16 protein-coding genes are annotated in these 15,883 nt (G+C 58.3%); 7 read left to right on the forward strand and 9 right to left on the reverse strand.

All coding sequences use genetic code 11. The annotated features are described in order from the left end of the window. Positions 1-153: 153 nt before the first annotated feature. Positions 154-1,155 carry an iron-hydroxamate ABC transporter substrate-binding protein gene (locus tag GT003_RS20340; RefSeq protein ID WP_161701234.1) on the reverse strand — a complete coding sequence of 334 codons (1,002 nt, stop codon included), beginning with the start codon at positions 1,153-1,155 and terminating at the stop codon, positions 154-156. Positions 1,156-1,360: 205 nt separating this feature from the next. Continuing rightward, the gene (locus tag GT003_RS20345) at positions 1,361-2,140 is read right to left on the reverse strand and encodes a M55 family metallopeptidase (protein ID WP_338045990.1); all 780 of its coding nucleotides are present in this window, start codon (positions 2,138-2,140) and stop codon (positions 1,361-1,363) included. Between the two features lie 145 nt (positions 2,141-2,285). On the opposite strand from GT003_RS20345, the gene GT003_RS20350 reads away from it, so the two are divergent. Both GT003_RS20350 and GT003_RS20355 read left to right on the forward strand, forming a co-directional pair. After that, entirely contained in the window at positions 2,286-2,612 is a 327-nt protein-coding gene (locus GT003_RS20350) for a hypothetical protein (RefSeq protein WP_161701238.1), read from the forward strand. 37 nt (positions 2,613-2,649) lie between these two features. Beyond that, positions 2,650-2,943, forward strand: coding sequence for a transporter (locus GT003_RS20355; protein WP_161701240.1), 294 nt, complete (start codon positions 2,650-2,652; stop codon positions 2,941-2,943). A gap of 138 nt (positions 2,944-3,081) precedes the next feature. Here GT003_RS20355 and GT003_RS20360 read toward each other — a convergent pair whose 3' ends face one another. The 3 genes from GT003_RS20360 to GT003_RS20370 form a co-directional block, all read right to left on the reverse strand. After that, entirely contained in the window at positions 3,082-3,333 is a 252-nt protein-coding gene (locus GT003_RS20360; protein ID WP_161701242.1) for a hypothetical protein, read from the reverse strand. 73 nt (positions 3,334-3,406) lie between these two features. Beyond that, entirely contained in the window at positions 3,407-3,961 is a 555-nt protein-coding gene (locus tag GT003_RS20365; protein WP_161701244.1) for a sigma-70 family RNA polymerase sigma factor, read from the reverse strand. Next, complete coding sequence (locus GT003_RS20370) at positions 3,958-4,680, reverse strand: hypothetical protein (protein WP_161701246.1); 723 nt, start codon at positions 4,678-4,680, stop codon at positions 3,958-3,960. The genes GT003_RS20365 and GT003_RS20370 overlap by 4 nt, the downstream gene beginning before the upstream one ends. A 310-nt stretch (positions 4,681-4,990) precedes the next feature. On the opposite strand from GT003_RS20370, the gene GT003_RS20375 reads away from it, so the two are divergent. Both GT003_RS20375 and GT003_RS20380 read left to right on the forward strand, forming a co-directional pair. After that, on the forward strand, positions 4,991-5,521 hold the full coding sequence (locus GT003_RS20375) for an SRPBCC domain-containing protein (protein ID WP_161701248.1): 531 nt from the start codon (positions 4,991-4,993) through the stop codon (positions 5,519-5,521). Positions 5,522-5,692: 171 nt separating this feature from the next. Further along, positions 5,693-6,880 carry a GGDEF domain-containing protein gene (locus GT003_RS20380; RefSeq protein ID WP_161701251.1) on the forward strand — a complete coding sequence of 396 codons (1,188 nt, stop codon included), beginning with the start codon at positions 5,693-5,695 and terminating at the stop codon, positions 6,878-6,880. A gap of 146 nt (positions 6,881-7,026) precedes the next feature. On the opposite strand, the gene GT003_RS20385 is transcribed toward GT003_RS20380, so the two are convergent. The 3 genes from GT003_RS20385 to GT003_RS20395 form a co-directional block, all read right to left on the reverse strand. Further along, complete coding sequence (locus GT003_RS20385) at positions 7,027-8,259, reverse strand: MFS transporter (protein WP_161701253.1); 1,233 nt, start codon at positions 8,257-8,259, stop codon at positions 7,027-7,029. Between the two features lie 24 nt (positions 8,260-8,283). Then, the gene (locus GT003_RS20390) at positions 8,284-10,314 is read right to left on the reverse strand and encodes an ABC transporter ATP-binding protein (protein WP_161701255.1); all 2,031 of its coding nucleotides are present in this window, start codon (positions 10,312-10,314) and stop codon (positions 8,284-8,286) included. An 82-nt stretch (positions 10,315-10,396) separates the two neighbouring features. Next, positions 10,397-12,148: an ABC transporter ATP-binding protein gene (locus GT003_RS20395; RefSeq protein WP_161701257.1), complete on the reverse strand. Its 1,752-nt coding sequence runs from the start codon at positions 12,146-12,148 to the stop codon at positions 10,397-10,399. A 516-nt stretch (positions 12,149-12,664) separates the two neighbouring features. On the opposite strand from GT003_RS20395, the gene GT003_RS20400 reads away from it, so the two are divergent. The 3 genes from GT003_RS20400 to GT003_RS20410 all read left to right on the forward strand — a co-directional run bounded on the left by GT003_RS20400 (position 12,665) and on the right by GT003_RS20410 (position 13,831). Then, positions 12,665-13,033: a DUF6864 domain-containing function gene (locus tag GT003_RS20400; RefSeq protein ID WP_161701259.1), complete on the forward strand. Its 369-nt coding sequence runs from the start codon at positions 12,665-12,667 to the stop codon at positions 13,031-13,033. Beyond that, positions 13,026-13,343 (forward strand): hypothetical protein, encoded by a 318-nt coding sequence (locus GT003_RS20405; protein ID WP_161701261.1) that lies wholly within the window; start codon positions 13,026-13,028, stop codon positions 13,341-13,343. The genes GT003_RS20400 and GT003_RS20405 overlap by 8 nt, the downstream gene beginning before the upstream one ends. Before the next feature lie 290 nt (positions 13,344-13,633). Next, positions 13,634-13,831 carry a hypothetical protein gene (locus tag GT003_RS20410; RefSeq protein ID WP_161701263.1) on the forward strand — a complete coding sequence of 66 codons (198 nt, stop codon included), beginning with the start codon at positions 13,634-13,636 and terminating at the stop codon, positions 13,829-13,831. Here GT003_RS20410 and GT003_RS20415 read toward each other — a convergent pair. Next, the gene (locus tag GT003_RS20415; RefSeq protein ID WP_239565994.1) at positions 13,797-15,815 is read right to left on the reverse strand and encodes a dihydroorotate dehydrogenase; all 2,019 of its coding nucleotides are present in this window, start codon (positions 15,813-15,815) and stop codon (positions 13,797-13,799) included. The two genes, GT003_RS20410 and GT003_RS20415, sit on opposite strands and share 35 nt — an antisense overlap. Positions 15,816-15,883: the final 68 nt, after the last annotated feature.

Here is a 15,883-nt window from a genome sequence, read left to right on the forward strand (position 1 = left end):
CACATGTATTTCCATAATGTAGGAGTTCAACGTGCGCAGCTTCGTTCCTGCTGCCCGGCGCAATAAACGCAAAGACACCTTCAAGGATTGAACCCTGAAGGTGCCCGCTCAGCTTTTTTTGCTGCGGATGCCGAGTTCTCGGCGGTAACTAACTTACTCGCCGAGGAAGCCTTTTTTGAAAATATCCAACAAATAGTCGAGCGTCGTCGGGTCGCTGTACGTGGACGCTTCCGTGTCGATCTCGATGACATGCTTGTTCTTGACGGCCGGGATGCTGGTCCACACGCTCGTCTTCATGAACGCGTTGTCGACAGCCGTGCTCCGGCTAAGGACGACATAATCGCCCGCATACTGCGACAGCACTTCCGAGGACAACGTGTAGTAGCCCGGCCCGAGCGCATCCTGCTTCACCTTATCCGGCATGTTCAAGCCCATCGCCTGATACAGAATCTCCGTTCCGCGCGCCCAAGCGTTGCCGAACACGTAGAAGCTCTTCGAATCCGTCTCGATGACCGATACGGTTGCTTTGTCGCCGATCTTCGCTTTGACTTCGCTGCCAAGCTCCGAAGAACGCTTCTTGAAATCGTCGATCCACGCCTGAGCTTCCTTCTCTTTGTTCAGCAGCTTGCCGATCTCCAATTGCTGTGCCAGGTAATCCAGCTTGCCCCACGTGTAGACGACCGTAGGCGCGATTTCCTTGAGCTTATCGAGCGTCTTCATGTCCGGGCTGCCGATGATCAGGTCCGGCTTCAGCTCGATGATCTTCTCCAGGTCGTCCGGCGATACGACCTCTACGCCCGCCAGCTTATCCTTGAACAGCGGGTTCTTCTCCGTCCATTCGTCCACGCCGACCAGCGTGCCGCCGGCCGAGATGACGTTCGGTCCGTTCGTCAGCGCTACGATGCGCCGGGGATTAGCCGGAACCTCGACTTCGCCCGTCTCCGATTGGTATGCGATCGTGCCCGCGGCCGGTTCGTTCTCGGCCGTCGCATTGCCATTCCCTGTCGTCTCGGCATTGCCGTTCTGCTCCGTCGCGGCCGCATTCCCGCTGTTCGCGGGCGCTCCCTCGTTACCGTTGTTATTCGATTTGCTGCCGCATGCGCTAAGGACGACCATAAGCGCCACGAGCATCGGAATAATGACGAGCTTCTTCATTTCTAATTCTCTCTCCTTTAGTTGTTTAATGCCCCGCACTAAATGATAACGATTATCAATATCAATAAAACTATAAACGGTTGCTCCCGGGTTGTCAATGACAAGATACGTGACAAGTTTCGGGATGCCACAGCGCCCGGGCAGGAGCCCCCGAGGAACTCCTGCCCTGTTCGGATCCTATTTTCCGAAGCCTAGTATGTTCGATTCATAGCGGCAGCTGGAGCAGATCGGTTCGGTGCATGCGCACCGTGCGGTCGTTAACATATTCGACGTCCGGATCGCTCCCGATTGCATCCGCCTCTAACGGCTGCAGATACCCGATCTCCAGACAGTACGGCGATGCGAAGGCCGTCAGCGGTTCGATGTCCGGCCGCCGCCTCACCGCGCTTGCCGCACCTTCCCGGATCAGCCTGCAAGCCTCCTTCCGATCCATGTGAACGGCCGCTTCCCTTCCTTGCCCGCGCTTTACGACGACGGCCTCAATGCCCGGCACGAATAGCTGCGCCTCCAGGATGGCCTTGTCATCGCCGGAGATAAAGACCGTCGGCACGCCTTGAAGGCCCGCAATCAGCGCCCTGGCCCCGAATTCGCCGATGAACGTCTCGTTCAGCTTCATATACGCAATCGTTTTGGAACTGTAGGTATGGCATAAGGGCGCATTATAAGTGCCGGCCATGGCATGCTGTCCCACGAAAAGCAGCGCATCGTAACCGGCCAGGCTCTTATACGGCTCGCCCGTGCGCAGATAGCGTCCGTCTTCCAGGTCGGCCTCGTTCAGTCCGCCCGGCCCATGGCCGTCCCATACGTCGATGCGGCAATCCGGATCCGCCGAGCGAATGCCGGCCATGCAGGCATTCACCTCCTGCGCCAGCAGCCGCTTCGCTTCCTCCACGCGTTCGGGGTATCCGTCCCCGGGCCGCGTCTGCGTAAAACTGTCTATGCCGGCCGCACCTTCCAGGTCGGTCAAAATAAAATAAGCGTTCACCCGTGCAGCGCCTCCTCGTCTGGTATAGGCTTCCATTCGGAGTATACGTCTTCCGTTCGGAAGTCACAATCGTTCCGGCATTTTGTCACCCCGAACTGGGCATTCGCATAGGATGAACCATGTTTATAACGGAGGTCATCCAACCATGAGCTCGTCTAAAACGCTACAGCAAGGCCATACGCCGATCTATCAGTGCAATGCCGAGGCGCATCAAATGCTGCGCTCGATCAACGACCATCTCCATCAGCTTTGCGGCCAGCACGCGAACCGCCTGGTGAAAGTGGAAACGGTGGACGGCGATGTTTTTGAAGGACATATCGTCCATTGCGACAAGAGCATCCTCTACATCTGCCTGTCGAACGAAGGTTATGCCCGCGGATTTTTCCCAGGGGGCGGATTCAATCCCTATTACAACAACCCCGTGCTGCCTCTGGTATTGTTCAATCTGCTTGCCATTACGCTGCTGCACTGAGCCATCAGAGGCAGTCGACTAACAAGGAGTGATCCATATGGCCTTTATGCCTCCCATCGGGCCGCAGGGCGCGCAGCAGCCCCCGTCCTCGCCGCCGCCGCAGAGCGTTCCCATAAAGCCGCTCTCGGCATCGACGCTCGCCATCGATCCGGGCGCCATTTCACGCTGCCTATTCCGCAACACTTATATCTGGCCGCGCAGCGGTCAAGGCTTCTGGTTCTACCCCGTCTTCGTCGGACGGACATCCATCTCGGGATTTCGCTGGAACGGCTTCTTCTGGATGTTCTCCGGCTTCGATCTGCAGCGCATCGATGCGTTCACTTGCGTTTGATCCGCTGAGCCGAGAATCCCGCATACAGCAATAACAACGACTAAGAAGGCTCCGCCATGTATGGCGCGAGCCTTCTTTGTGACTTCTCCTCTTGGAACGCCTCGGGCACGCTAAAGCTGTCTTACAGTCCTTGCCCGTTCAAACCGCCTGCGCCCAATCCTTGAACGGCGGATAAGCGGATTGAAGCGGCACGCGGTTGAACAATTGCTGCCACCATTCATAGCCCCATTCCTTGCGAATGACGATCATATCGCGGAGCTCTCCGGGTTCCTGCGGCTGGACGCCCAGCCACGCCTGCTCGGCCCACTCGCCCAGCAGCCAATCCAGCTCGCGGTCAACGCCGGCAGGCAGTTCGTTCGCGCTATATTCGTTTTCACTATGCTTGTTCATGCTAGATTCGTTCATGTCGTCTGCATTTATGCTAAATTTATCCATACCGTCTGCATTCATGTTAGCTTCATTCCTATCGCCTTCGCGCATGCAGATCCCCCTTCTCGCCGGTCGGAACCGTCTCCAGCAGCTTCAGCTGCTCGGCCAGGAGCCTGCGCGCCTGCAAAATTTTATATCGAATCGTTCCCGGAGGCTGCTGCAGGATCGCGCCGATCTGCACGCTGTTCAGCTCGCCCAGCACCTTCATCGTCAAGATGCAGCGCAGCTCGTCCGGCAGATCGTTCATCCTCGCTTCCAGCTCCCGAACCCGCTCGCGTCCGGCTACGACGCCCGACAGGTCGCCTTCGCCGTCCGCTGGAGCGGCACGCAGCCGCTCCTCCGCTTTCTTCTGGTTCGCGGTGCGCCGGTACTCGTCCTTCAAGCGGTTGGCCGCTACGCTGAAGAGCCAGTAGATCCGCTCGGCGGGCGCAATCCGATCGACCGACTCCCTGCGATTCCATGCCCGCAGATAGACGTCCTGCAGCAAGTCTGCCGCAAGCTCGCGATCGTTCGTGCGGCCTAGCAGGAAGGAGAAGAGCTGCTTCGAGTGCGCGGCGTACAAGCCGTGAAATAATTCGCGGTGGTTCACTCTGCACCCGCAGCATCCAACATATCCGCAGGCTCGATGCCGATAATGTCGCCGAGCTTCGTAACCGCCAGCAGCTGCAGCAGCGGCACGAGCGGCTTCGGCGCCTTCAGGCTGCCGACCAGGACGATCTCCGTGACCTTCTGCTTGAGCAGCGCGATATCCACGTCGGACTCGAATTCGAAATCTCCGACCAGCACCATCGACATCGGGGTATCGAATAGCTCGAAGAAACCCTTGGAGAACGTGTCGTTGCCGACGAACAGACGCGGCGCTTCTTTGTGGTAGTACACGATTTGTCCCGCCAACCGCGTTATGCCTCCGGCAAGGATGGCTTCCGATGCCTTGGGAAAAATAAACTGTCCGGCGGCGTGCACTTCGCCGAACCCGATCTTGGCGACGGGCGAGGTCACGATGACCTGACCTACGATGACGAGCACGTCGTCGGCGGAACCGTTCTCGTTGGCGAAGGCCTCCCCGCCTATCGTTACCTGGCCGCTGATTACCTTCAGCTTGCCGTTCGCCGAAGGTTCGGGCAGCGTCACGGTCAAGCCGACGTTCTTCTGCGCGATCTTCATCAGCGCGGCCGTTAACGCTTGCGGCACGAGAATAAGGCCTACGTTTTGAATCAGCGTAACGCCCGACAGATCATCCTCCTGCTTCCCGGTCAGATCCAGCATCCCCACGTTTTCGATCGTAATGCCTTGAGCAACCTCTTCCACTCCGCATTCCCCCAGTCCATCAAATGGCTTACGTATAGGATAACGCGCGAAGGAGCGGAGTGTTGGCGAATTGGAAAAATAATGTCCGGGAGAATACGTCATTATATATTCCTTGACAGGAATATTCCGTTTAAAGTATATTCGATTCGTGAGCGATATATCCCTGCTTCGCCGTACCTCGTCTTCCGAACGTTTATTTGCACGAACTGCAAGGGAAGGCTATGAATACGGAGCGGCACGATTGACCTGCGAACCAACGAAAAGACGGCAGCACCTCTACCTAATCTAATCCTACATTGGAGGAATTGAAATGACCGATAACCAAGCAGCGAATACCGAAGCCAACCTTACGGAGGAAGCAAGATTAGTCATTTCCCGTACCTTCAACGCACCGCGCGAGCTAGTGTTCCAAGTATGGACGGAGGCCAAGCACCTGCAGCATTGGTGGGGCCCCAAAGGCGTGACCATCGACGTCGCCAAGCTGGATCTGCGTCCGGGCGGCATGTTCCACTACAGCATGAGCACCCCGGACGGCCATAAAATGTGGGGCAAATTCGTCTATCATGAAATCGTCGCGCCCGAGAAAATCGTCTTCACGAACTCGTTCTCGGACGAAGAGGGCGGCACGCTGCGTCCTCCGTTCGCGCCTGAATTCCCGCTCGAAGTGATGAATACCGTCACGTTCGCCGAGCAGGACGGCCGAACCACCATTACGATCGACGGCGGCCCTCACCGCGCGACCCCGGCGGAGCACGCGTTCTTCAAAGGCATGTTCGATTCCATGCAGCAAGGCTTCGGCGGCACGTTCGATCAGCTTGACGCCTACCTCGCAAGCCTCTGATTCCTATCGCTATATGGCCGTGCAGGCTGCCTATCCGGCGGCCGTCACGGCCTTTTTTTATGCGCCCCGTTCGCAGCTTGTCCACACTAGGCCCAAATCCGTAGTTCAAAAGTCCCCCTGACTTTTGTATACTTAAACTATGTCTATTCTATTAAAAGCTGGTGGCTCACCATGATGTTGCTGTTGGACTCCCAAACCGTATTGCTCTCGCTTGGGATCGGATATATCTTCACGTTCGTTCTCGTCAGCGCGTACTGGCATGAACATATGAAGGCTGCGACGGTCAAGATGTTCTTCATTGCCAAATCCGCTCAAATGCTTTCTTGGTACTTGATGATCCTGCGCGGGGAGATCGCCGACTTCTTGTCCATCTCGTTCGCGAACTCCATTCTGCTTGCCGGAGCCGCCTTGGAAATCATCGCGCTATTGCGTCTGCGGGGCGAGCTTCGCCCGATGACCAAGATGATCTATCTCGGATTTACCGCGGTAAGCATCGCCGGCTTTCATCTGATTCTGCTCGTACACAACGAAGAAAACATCCGGATTGCCTACTGTTCCTTCGTGTTCGCCCTGCTGCTGCTGCCGGCCTACCGCTTGGCGTTCGGGAAAAATCACTCCTTGCTCCTGCGATTGATGGGCTGTCTGTATCTGCTTACGCTCGCGGGTACGCTGGCCAGAGGCGCCGCCGCACTGTTCTTCGATGCGTCGATCCCGACAAGCTTTTACACCTCGGGCCAGTATCAGATGATCGCGACCTTGGCGCTCTATCTCATTACGATCATGGAGAACATGGCCTTCGTGCTGCTCTTGAAGGAGCGGTCCAATCAAGAGCTGGTCCGCCTGGCCAGCTACGACGATCTCACGGGCGCCTTGAATCGCAGAACCTTCGCCGAACGCGCGGGACGATGCCTCGCGGATCACGCCAAGAAGGGAGCCCCGCTGTCTTACCTGCTGTTCGATATCGACTGGTTCAAGAACATCAACGATACGTACGGCCACCACGTCGGGGACCAAGTGCTCCAGGACCTGACCTCGCGCATCCGGCAGAATTTGGGACATGACGACTTGTTCGTCCGTTACGGGGGCGATGAATTCGGCTTACTGCTGCCGGGCAAGGACGAAGCGGCTTCCAATGCGCTCGCCGAGCGAGTTAACCACGCGCTCAAGGGAACGATGATTGCCGGCCTCCCCATCACCTACACCATCAGCATGGGCGTGCTTACGCTCGTCCCCGACCCGTATACAGAGCTGGAGACGCTGTATACCTGCTGCGATAAAGCTTTGTACGCCGCGAAGCGCAACGGGCGAAGCGGCACGTTCCGCGGCCGGCTGCCGTCTCGGTCGCTGCAGCCCGTGTAGCCGCGTACAGGCTGCGCGATGATGCATGACCCTCTAAGCTAATCGTTCCCCTCGACTCGTACTCTCGACATCTCTTCCTCCAATAAAAAAAACAGAGCGGAAGCACCGAACTCGCTTCGCTCTGCATGATTTGACTCGACGCGGCACTAAGCCCGCAAACGCTCATCCTTCGGCAGGAATACCGCCAGAATGCCGAGCAGCGGCAGATAGGCGCACAGCTTCATGATATATTCGATGCTGGTGGAATCGGCGATCCAGCCCAGCACGGCCGACCCCAGGCCGCCGATACCGAACGCGAGCCCGAAGAACAACCCCGATACGAGCCCCACTTTGCCCGGCATCAGCTCCTGCGCGAACACGACGATAATGGAGAACGCCGACGACAGCACGAATCCCGCGCACACGCACATCACGCCCGTCCAGAACAAGTTGCAGTACGGCAGCAGGATGGAGAACGGCGCCGTGCCGAGAATCGAGAACCAAATGATATTGCGCCGTCCGTAACGGTCGGCAAGCGGTCCGCCGAAGAACGTCCCCGCCGCCGATGCCGCGAGGAACGCGAATAAGATCAACTGCGCATGCGATACCGAGACGCCGTAATTATCGATGAGATAAAAGCTGTAATAGCTGGAAATGCTGGACATGTACACATGCTTCGTCATCACCAGGGACACGAGCACGATAATCGCCCAGACCACCTGCCGCTGCGAGAGGCCCGATCCCGCGGCCCGATCCTTCTTCACGCCGCCGGCGGCCTTGGATTTGGATGCGGCCGGACGCGGCTGCAGGATGTTCTGACTATACCAGCGCGCGACGAAGCTCTGAATGACGATCGCGGCGATCGCCGCAATCGAGAACCACAGCACGCTGATTTGCCCAAGCGGGACGAAGATGGCCGCGCTCATGATCGGTCCGAGCGCACCGCCGATATTGCCGCCTACTTGGAAGATCGACTGCGCCAAGCCCCTCCTCGCTCCGGCAGCCATATAGGCAACGCGCGACGATTCCGGATGAAAGATCGCCGAACCGATGCCGATCATCATCACCGCGATGACCAGGTACGCATATTGCGGCGCAACCGCAAGCGCGACCACGCCCACCAGCGTGAAGCATACTCCGACCGGCAAAATGTAAGGACGGGGACGCCGGTCCGCCATCGTGCCCACCATCGGCTGGATCAGGGCAGCCGTCATGTTCATGGCAAATGCGATAAACCCGATTTGTTTATAGCTGAGGTCCATCGAATCGCGCAGGATCGGAAACAGCGCCGTGACGGTGGATTGCATCGTATCGTTCAATAGATGGACGATGCTGATCGCGAATAAGATCGGAAATACGGTCGCGCTTACCGGTAGCGCCCTGGATAATGCTTTGCTCAACTGAAAGTCTCCTTCGCTGTCTAGTTATGCGCCTATCGCTACGACTCCGCCTTGCTGCAGCTGGTACATCGCGTAATATTTGCCGCCCGTCTCCATCAACGCGTCGTGATTGCCTCGTTCCACGATGCGGCCGCGGTCGAGCACGAGAATTTGGTCCGCCGCCCGGATGGTCGACAGCCGGTGGGCGATAACGAACGTCGTACGCCCCCGCTTGAGCACGTCCAGCGCTTGCTGGATAATGGCTTCGGTCTCGGTATCGATGCTGGCCGTCGCTTCGTCCAGGATCAGAATCGCCGGATCGAACGCCAGCGCGCGCGCGAACGAGATCAGCTGGCGCTGTCCTGCCGACAACGTGCTCCCCTTCTCGATGACCGGCTCATCCAAGCCGCCCGGCAGCTGCATGAACATGTCATACGCCCCGACGTCGCGAAGCGCCTGCTCGACCTTATCCCGCGTAATCGACGGATCGTCCAAACTGACGTTCGAAGCGATCGTGCCGGTAAACAGGAACGGATCCTGCAGCACGATGCCCATATGCTCGCGAAGCTGCTGCTTCGTCAGCTCGCGCGCATCGATGCCGTCGATCGTGATCGAGCCGCGGTCGACGTCGTAGAACCGGAAGAGCAGGTTCAGAATCGAGCTTTTGCCCGAGCCGGTATGGCCCACTAGTGCGACCGTCTCGCCCTGCTTCGCTTGGAAGCTGATGTTCTTCAGCACGTCCTCGCCCGCCTTATACCCGAAGGAAACGTCCTCGAACGCAACGTTGCCCGTATACCGCTTCATCCGCTCCTCCGACACCTGGACGCCCGGCTCGTCTAGCAGCGCGAATACCCGCTCCGCCGACACCCGCGCGACCTCCAGGTTGGACAGCTGGTTCACGATGCCGACGATCGGCTGCATCATCCGGTTCATATAATCGATGAACGCGTACAGGACGCCGACCGATACCGCCGCGCTCAGCGAGCCGCCGGCGAACATCCAGATGACGAGGAGAAAAATCACGTTGCGGAACACGTTCACCAGGTTGTGGCTCGTCACGGAGTTCAGCGTCAGCAGCTTGTTCTGGTATTTGAAATATTCGTCGTTCATCACGTGGAACTCCGACATCGTTTCTTTCTCCCGGCGGAAGACCTGAATGATCGGCATGCCCTGAATCGATTCGTTGATCATCCCGTTAATGTCGCTCAGTCGCGAGCGGATGACGTGGTTGAAGCGCGACGCGAACTTGCGGTAGACGACGATCCAGAGATATAAGATCGGCAGCAGCGGCAGCGCGATGAGGGCCAGCGTCTCGTCCAGGATGAACAACGCGCCGATGATGGCCGTCATATAAATGATTCCGGAGAAGAAATTCGCCAGCACGGATACGTACAGCTCGCGAATGGCTTCCGTATCGTTCGTCACCCGCGCGACCACCTTGCCCGCCGGCAGGTTATCGAAATATTGGACCGGCAGCTCCTGAATATGGCGGAACACGTCGTTGCGCATCTTGCGTACGATCCGGTTCGCGGATACCTGGAGCAGATAGCGCTGTCCATAGGCCAGCGCCGCGCCTACGAGCAGCAAGCCGACGTAGATTCCCGCCAGCGTGAAGATGCTGCGGAATTCGGGCTTGAAGAAGCCGTAGGTCTCGCCGCGGCTTAATTGATCCGCGGGAAACTGCTGCGATCGGCCGTCCTCCGCGGTAACCGTCAGCCTTCCGTTGTCATTGTCGAACTCCCGGACGCCTTTATCCGGAACACCCGCCGCATCGACGAAATAATACTTGCGGCCGGACTGCAGGACGCGCACCTCGCGGCCCTTCGTTTCGCTATCCAGCCAATGATCGGCCCTCTTATACCAGCTTCCTTCATACGAGACCGCATAACGCTCCTCGGACTGGGTCTGGTACCAGGGCTTCTCGATGCCCATGATGTTCGTGTCTATCATCCGCTTGGCGAGGAACGGGCCTACCAGCTCCGCGGCGATCGCCAGCGCCAGCAGCAGCAGCGCCAGCAGGATCGGCCGTTTGTAATGCCATGCATATTGAAATAATCGTTTTCCGTTGTTGCCCATTTGCGTGGTCACCTTCTCTTTATCCATACTTGCCCTTGTTTAGCCGTTCGTTGCGATCGTGCTCCGTAACGGTCGACGGGGCTTACGCTTCCACGACGGAAGCGAGCTGCTGACGATCATACTGCTCCTTGTACCAGCCGTTGTTCGCGAGCAGCTGCTCGTGCACGCCCTCTTCCACGATCCGTCCTTCATCCAGCACGATAATCCAATCGGCATGCTGCACCGCCGACAGCCGGTGCGTCGCGATAAGCGTCGTCTTGCCCGCGCGCTCTCTGCGGATGCCTTGGAGAATTTCCGTCTCCGTCTTGGCATCTACCGCGGACAGCGCGTCATCCAGCATGAGAATCTCCGGATTGGCGATAACCGCCCTGGCGATGCTGACCCGCTGCTTCTGGCCGCCGGAGAGGGCCACGCCCTTCTCGCCGACCAGCGTCTCGAGGCCTTCCGGCAGGAAGGTCACGTCCTTGCGGAACGCGGCCAGCTCCAGCGCGGTGCCGAGCAGCTCTTCATCCACTTCACGGCCCGCGACGCCGTAGCCGATATTCTCGCGAATGGTCTTGCTGAACAAGATCGGCTGCTGCGGTACGTAACCCATCCAGCTGCGGATCTCATTCAGCTCGATGTCCGTCAGCGCGACGCCGCCCGCCGTCAAGCTTCCCTGACCCATCGGGTATTCACGAAGGAGCTGCTTGAGCAGCGTCGTCTTGCCGCTCCCCGTTCTGCCGACGATGCCCAGCGTCTGGCCCCTGACGAGCTTGAACGAGATATCGACCAAGTTATCGATGGCCGATGACGGGTAACGGAACGTGAGCCGGTTGAATTCGATCGACTCCGGCACGGGCATCGGGACCGTGGTTTCCGCATCCTTCACGTCCGGCTTCATGCCGAGCGTCTCGTTGATGCGGTCGAGCGAGGCATTCCCCCGCTGCATGATATTGATCAGCTCTCCGATGGCGAACATCGGCCAGATGAGCATCCCGAGGAACATGTTGAACGACACCATCTCGCCAAGCGAAATTTCGCTCCGGAAGACGAGCACGCCCCCATAGCAGAGGCCGATCAGGTAACTGATCCCGACTAATATTTTGACCGTCGGCTCGAAGATCGCATCGATTTTAGCCACGGCAATGTTCTTGCTGAACACTTCGTCGGTCATCGCGCTGAATCGCTTCCGGTCCGCGTCCTCCTGCACGAACGCGCGGATGACCCGCACGCCCGATACGGATTCGAGCACCTGATCGTTCAGGTTGCCGAAGGCGTCCTGCTGCGCCATGAAGCGCTCGTGGATCTTCTTGCCGAAATGCTGCATGATCAAAGCCATGATCGGCAGCGGCAGCATCGCGGCGAGCGTCAACTTCCAGCTGATCACTCCGGCCATCATGACGAGTATGGTACACATGAACAACGTCGAATCGATCAGCGTCAGAATGCCGAACCCGGCCGTCTGCGACACCGCCCCTAGATCGTTCGTGGCGCGGGCCATCAAGTCGCCGGTGCGATTACGCTCGTAGAAGGTCGGCGTCATGCGCATGAAATGCTGCATCAGCCGCGAGCGAAGCGTGCGTTCCAGCACGAAGGACGACCCGAAGAGCAGCGACCACCACACGCAGGTGATTAAATACCCGCCTACCGTAAGCCCTCCCCAGAAGAGCAGCAGCTCCGTCAGCCGGCGCGTGGACATCGTGCCCTGCTGGATACCGTCGACCGCCGTCCCGATGAGCTTGGGCGGAATCACGTCCATGATCCCGACGATCGTGAGCAGAATAACGGCGATCGTGTACCGCTTCCAGTGCATTTTGAAAAACCAGCTTAATTTCTTAAGTACGACGAACATTTATATCCTCAACCTTTCTTACTTTTAAGGAACAAAAAAAGGCGTGCCGCCGTAAGCGGTACGCCTTGACCCGTCATGCGGGCGGCAGCAGGTTCAAACCTGCCGCGGCCAGCCGGGTGCGATAAAAAGGCGCACGATTACGTCACCGTAACCATGCGCCTCATGACAATGCAAGCGGGAATCTGCCATTCTCCGCTTCGCCGTCGTCAGTTCGCGCGAGGGTTACGTCCAATACGAGCGTAAGCTCCGCCAGCATGCAGAGCGATAAATACCAATGTTCCGTTGCGCATGTACGTAACCCTCCTTTCCGTTCATCAAAGTATATGTGTCACTTTACCATCGGCCCCCAAAAGCTGTCAACGAAAAATTGACGATTTGATGAACGGCCATGCGCATGCAAGCCGACTCGATCTATGGACCTCCTCCGCTTAGCCGCAATTGACATGAATCCCCGCGCTCGCCCGTACACTAGACCAAGAAGCTTGTTCGATGACTGATAACCTCGGAGGGATCGAGATGAAAATCACGTCCGGCGGATTCGAAGCGGTGTATCACGGCCGCGTCTTCGCCTATGAAATGCGTCCCATCGAAATCGTGCTGTCGGAGGAGAACGATCCGTTAACGTTCGTGTTCTGCGTGGAACAGGAGCCGGCGAGAGACGATTACATGACGGATATTCGGCTCGTTCGCTATAACGAGGTCCGGATTGCCTGCATCAACTTTCCGAGAGGCAAGCCGACCGGCAACCAGGACATGATCCATCTCGGCGTGCTGAACAACCGCAAGCTCTCGCTGCGCTACGAGGTGACCATCAACTTCGATGCGACGTCCTGGGCGCTGACGTTTACGTTCTTCGCCGGCGAGGGGGTTGCCGAGCATGAATAAGATCGAGATCCAGGACCCGAAGGTAGCCAGCAAGATCATCGCCGCCAACGCGGAGAGCGACAAACGCAAGGCGGAGCTTGGCTTCCTGGGCAAGTTCTTCGGCTCCGGCGAGAACGTGCGGCTGTATATCGTCGGCACGGTCGCGCTCGGCGTGCTGCTCATCGCGCTGGTCTATACGCTGCTTCCCGACCAATTCCGCTCGCCCGACTTCGGATTGAAAGAAATGTGGACGCTCGTCGTTCTCCCCGTCGAATCCACGATTATCGGCTATTTGATCGGCTCGCGGTCGCCGAAGGATGCGGGGGGCTGAATGTACCGTGCGCCCTCGGATATCCGTGCACAGCTTCATGCGGCTGACAGACCGCGTAAACAAATAAGGCCGGGGTCTCCTGACGGACCCGTGACCCTCGATTGGCCTCTGGACGAAATGACAACTACGAAGCTGAAGAAGCAACGCTTTGGCTTTATCCTGTTCTCGAATAGCACAAACCCGGCCTCTGCTCGCATAGGCCGGGTTTTTTCTCGTCCCTTCCGACATCGGACAAGAATGACGCAAATACACTTTTCAAGTGGATACGTTATGAAAGCAGGGATGCAAGAATGAGAACCAAGCAGGAATTCGTGGTCGTGGTCATACCGATGTCCGAAATCCGGAAATTCGTCGTCATCGATATCGTCGGCGGAACGGCGCTGTATTACATGCTGCTCGTCCCGCTTCATTCGGTCATCGCGGCCATGACCGGAAGCATGATCGGTCCGCTGCTCATCCGCCGCTCGTTGAGGAAACGGCCTCGTTAGCAGCGGGCTTCATGAGGTAAGGATAGAGCAGCACAAGGCCCGCGACGTACAGCACGAAGACGAAGTAAGCGGGCAGCAGATGGAAGAAATCGGTGTAGCCGATGCTGAAATGCACGCTTAACCCGGCGACGAAACCTGGCGCGCCGCCCCATAGAAGCGTCCACCACATCCACTTGGCTCCCTGCTGCAGCCCCCAGAGCGCAAAAACGAGAATAACGACCGCGTCCGAGAAAAGCGCCCCGCCGAACCCCGCGCGGTCATGAGCGATCAGCGGGATAAGCCGCTCGTTAACGAGCCCCAGGCTCTCGCGCGACATGCCCAAGTAGCCGATATCTTGAGGCACGAAGACATTCGTAATTCCGACGAACGCGATGACGAGACCGCCGATACATAACGCAGCGCCGACAACGACGAAGCACAGCTGGCCCCAAAGCGCCCGGCGCCATGCCGTGCTGTTATGCAGGTTAACCGGATCTCGGTAGAGACGGTCCGGATTGCGCCTCATGGACAGCAGGAACAGCGGAAACAGCACGATGGCGGCCGCGGCATGCACGGGATCGAAGAAGCCGTAGCCCAGATAGAGGAAGAAGCTTGGGAAGCCGACCACGCCCGACGTCAGCAGCGCCATCTTCGCCCAATGGATGCCGAATCGGAGGCCATGCTTCGCCAACTGGTAGTACAGAATGCCGATCGATAACATCGTGCCGGCCAGCGTGATTCGGTCATGCGACATGAAATGCAGCAAATGAGGGTCGATCGCGTTCAGCTCATCCCCCGCCATCCCGAGGAACGCTTCGTCATAGGGAAGCAGCACCGAGGTCGACGCAATGAACCACGCGATGATTCCTCCGATGATCATGCCAATCCCGAGCAGGCACATCCATCCCCAGTTCTTCCAGAAGGATTGGCCGGCCGGAGGCTCCGTATCCGCATCGGCGAGCTTGCGGTGAATGATCGCTTCGTTCACGCGTTTGGGCAGACCCGGTCCGGAATAGACGAGCCCGCTGTGCAGCAGCACGTAATCGGCGCCCGCCTCGATCAGCTCCAGCGCATCTGCCGGCTCATGTATGCCCGCGCCGGCGAACAGAAGGGCCTTCCGCTTGCCTTCGGTTTGCTTGCGGATAGCGCGCAGTTTGGATATGCATGCAGCTTTGCCCCGGCGGCTTGCCACCGCGCCTTCCGGACTTTGGATCACCTCGCCGATCACGAAGCCCTTCCAGATCTCCTCGTCCGCTTCCCGCAGCAGCGCCGCTAACTGAGGTTCCGCCAGATCCAAAGGGATGTACAGCAGAATCGTTGTCGTGCTGACGGTCTTCTCCTGGATATAAGCGGTCAATTGGTTAAGCAGGCCTGCATTCTCTTCCGGACTTCGATCTTGCGCAATCACTTCTATCGTGAGGGCCGATACTCGGCTTTCGCTCATGAATCGATCCGTTAAGGACCGCAGCTCAAGGCTCGCCTGAGCCGGACCCGCTCCCGGCGTCGGGGCGATGCGCACGAACTGAGGCAGCCGATGACCGGGATTCCGAATGCGCCTTAGCGCCGCTTCCGCGCCGACGTTCTCGTACGGGCAGGGATAGACGATCGCTTCCTCGCGTTGATTCATCCCGATCGGCGAGACGTCCGCGATCCTGTCCGCCGTTATCGGGCCCACCTCGACGAAGCCGAAGCCGAACTGGGCGATCGCGCGAGTGGCGATGCCTTCCGGATCTACTGCGCCCGACAGGCCGACGGGCGTCGGCAGCGTCGTGCCCGCAATCCGGCTTTGCAGAATCGGGGCAGGCTCCATATGGCCTAATGTCTTGATTACGAAGGTGCCTCCGGGCACCAAGCTTACGCTCCGCATCGCGCGAAGCGTCCATTCGCGGGCCCTTCTGGCAGGCAGACGGAACAGGCCCGGGCGGAATAGCGTTTGATAAGACCAATCCGGCATGCCCGGCTTCACCGTCCTCGTGTCGATTTTATTTCTGATCGGATTCGTCATGCACAGTATCAAAAAAGAACCGAGCAGCTGCCCGGTTCTTTTTCAGCTAACGTCTTCGCATGCGTCGA

The sequence above is a fragment of the Paenibacillus sacheonensis genome, from assembly GCF_009909195.1.
In the GTDB taxonomy this organism is placed as follows: domain Bacteria; phylum Bacillota; class Bacilli; order Paenibacillales; family Paenibacillaceae; genus Paenibacillus_Z; species Paenibacillus_Z sacheonensis.

Excerpts from the sequence above, each read along its gene's own strand:
- GT003_RS20360 (WP_161701242.1), bottom strand. The coding sequence starts at position 3,333 with ATGAACAAGCATAGTGAAAACGAATATAGCGCGAACGAACTGCCTGCC.
- GT003_RS20410 (WP_161701263.1), top strand. The coding sequence starts at position 13,634 with ATGAGAACCAAGCAGGAATTCGTGGTCGTGGTCATACCGATGTCCGAA.
- GT003_RS20375 (WP_161701248.1), top strand. The coding sequence starts at position 4,991 with ATGACCGATAACCAAGCAGCGAATACCGAAGCCAACCTTACGGAGGAA.
- GT003_RS20380 (WP_161701251.1), top strand. The coding sequence starts at position 5,693 with ATGATGTTGCTGTTGGACTCCCAAACCGTATTGCTCTCGCTTGGGATC.
- GT003_RS20395 (WP_161701257.1), bottom strand. The coding sequence starts at position 12,148 with ATGTTCGTCGTACTTAAGAAATTAAGCTGGTTTTTCAAAATGCACTGG.
- GT003_RS20340 (WP_161701234.1), bottom strand. The coding sequence starts at position 1,155 with ATGAAGAAGCTCGTCATTATTCCGATGCTCGTGGCGCTTATGGTCGTC.
- GT003_RS20350 (WP_161701238.1), top strand. The coding sequence starts at position 2,286 with ATGAGCTCGTCTAAAACGCTACAGCAAGGCCATACGCCGATCTATCAG.
- GT003_RS20355 (WP_161701240.1), top strand. The coding sequence starts at position 2,650 with ATGGCCTTTATGCCTCCCATCGGGCCGCAGGGCGCGCAGCAGCCCCCG.
- GT003_RS20400 (WP_161701259.1), top strand. The coding sequence starts at position 12,665 with ATGAAAATCACGTCCGGCGGATTCGAAGCGGTGTATCACGGCCGCGTC.
- GT003_RS20415 (WP_239565994.1), bottom strand. The coding sequence starts at position 15,815 with ATGACGAATCCGATCAGAAATAAAATCGACACGAGGACGGTGAAGCCG.
- GT003_RS20405 (WP_161701261.1), top strand. The coding sequence starts at position 13,026 with ATGAATAAGATCGAGATCCAGGACCCGAAGGTAGCCAGCAAGATCATC.
- GT003_RS20390 (WP_161701255.1), bottom strand. The coding sequence starts at position 10,314 with ATGGGCAACAACGGAAAACGATTATTTCAATATGCATGGCATTACAAA.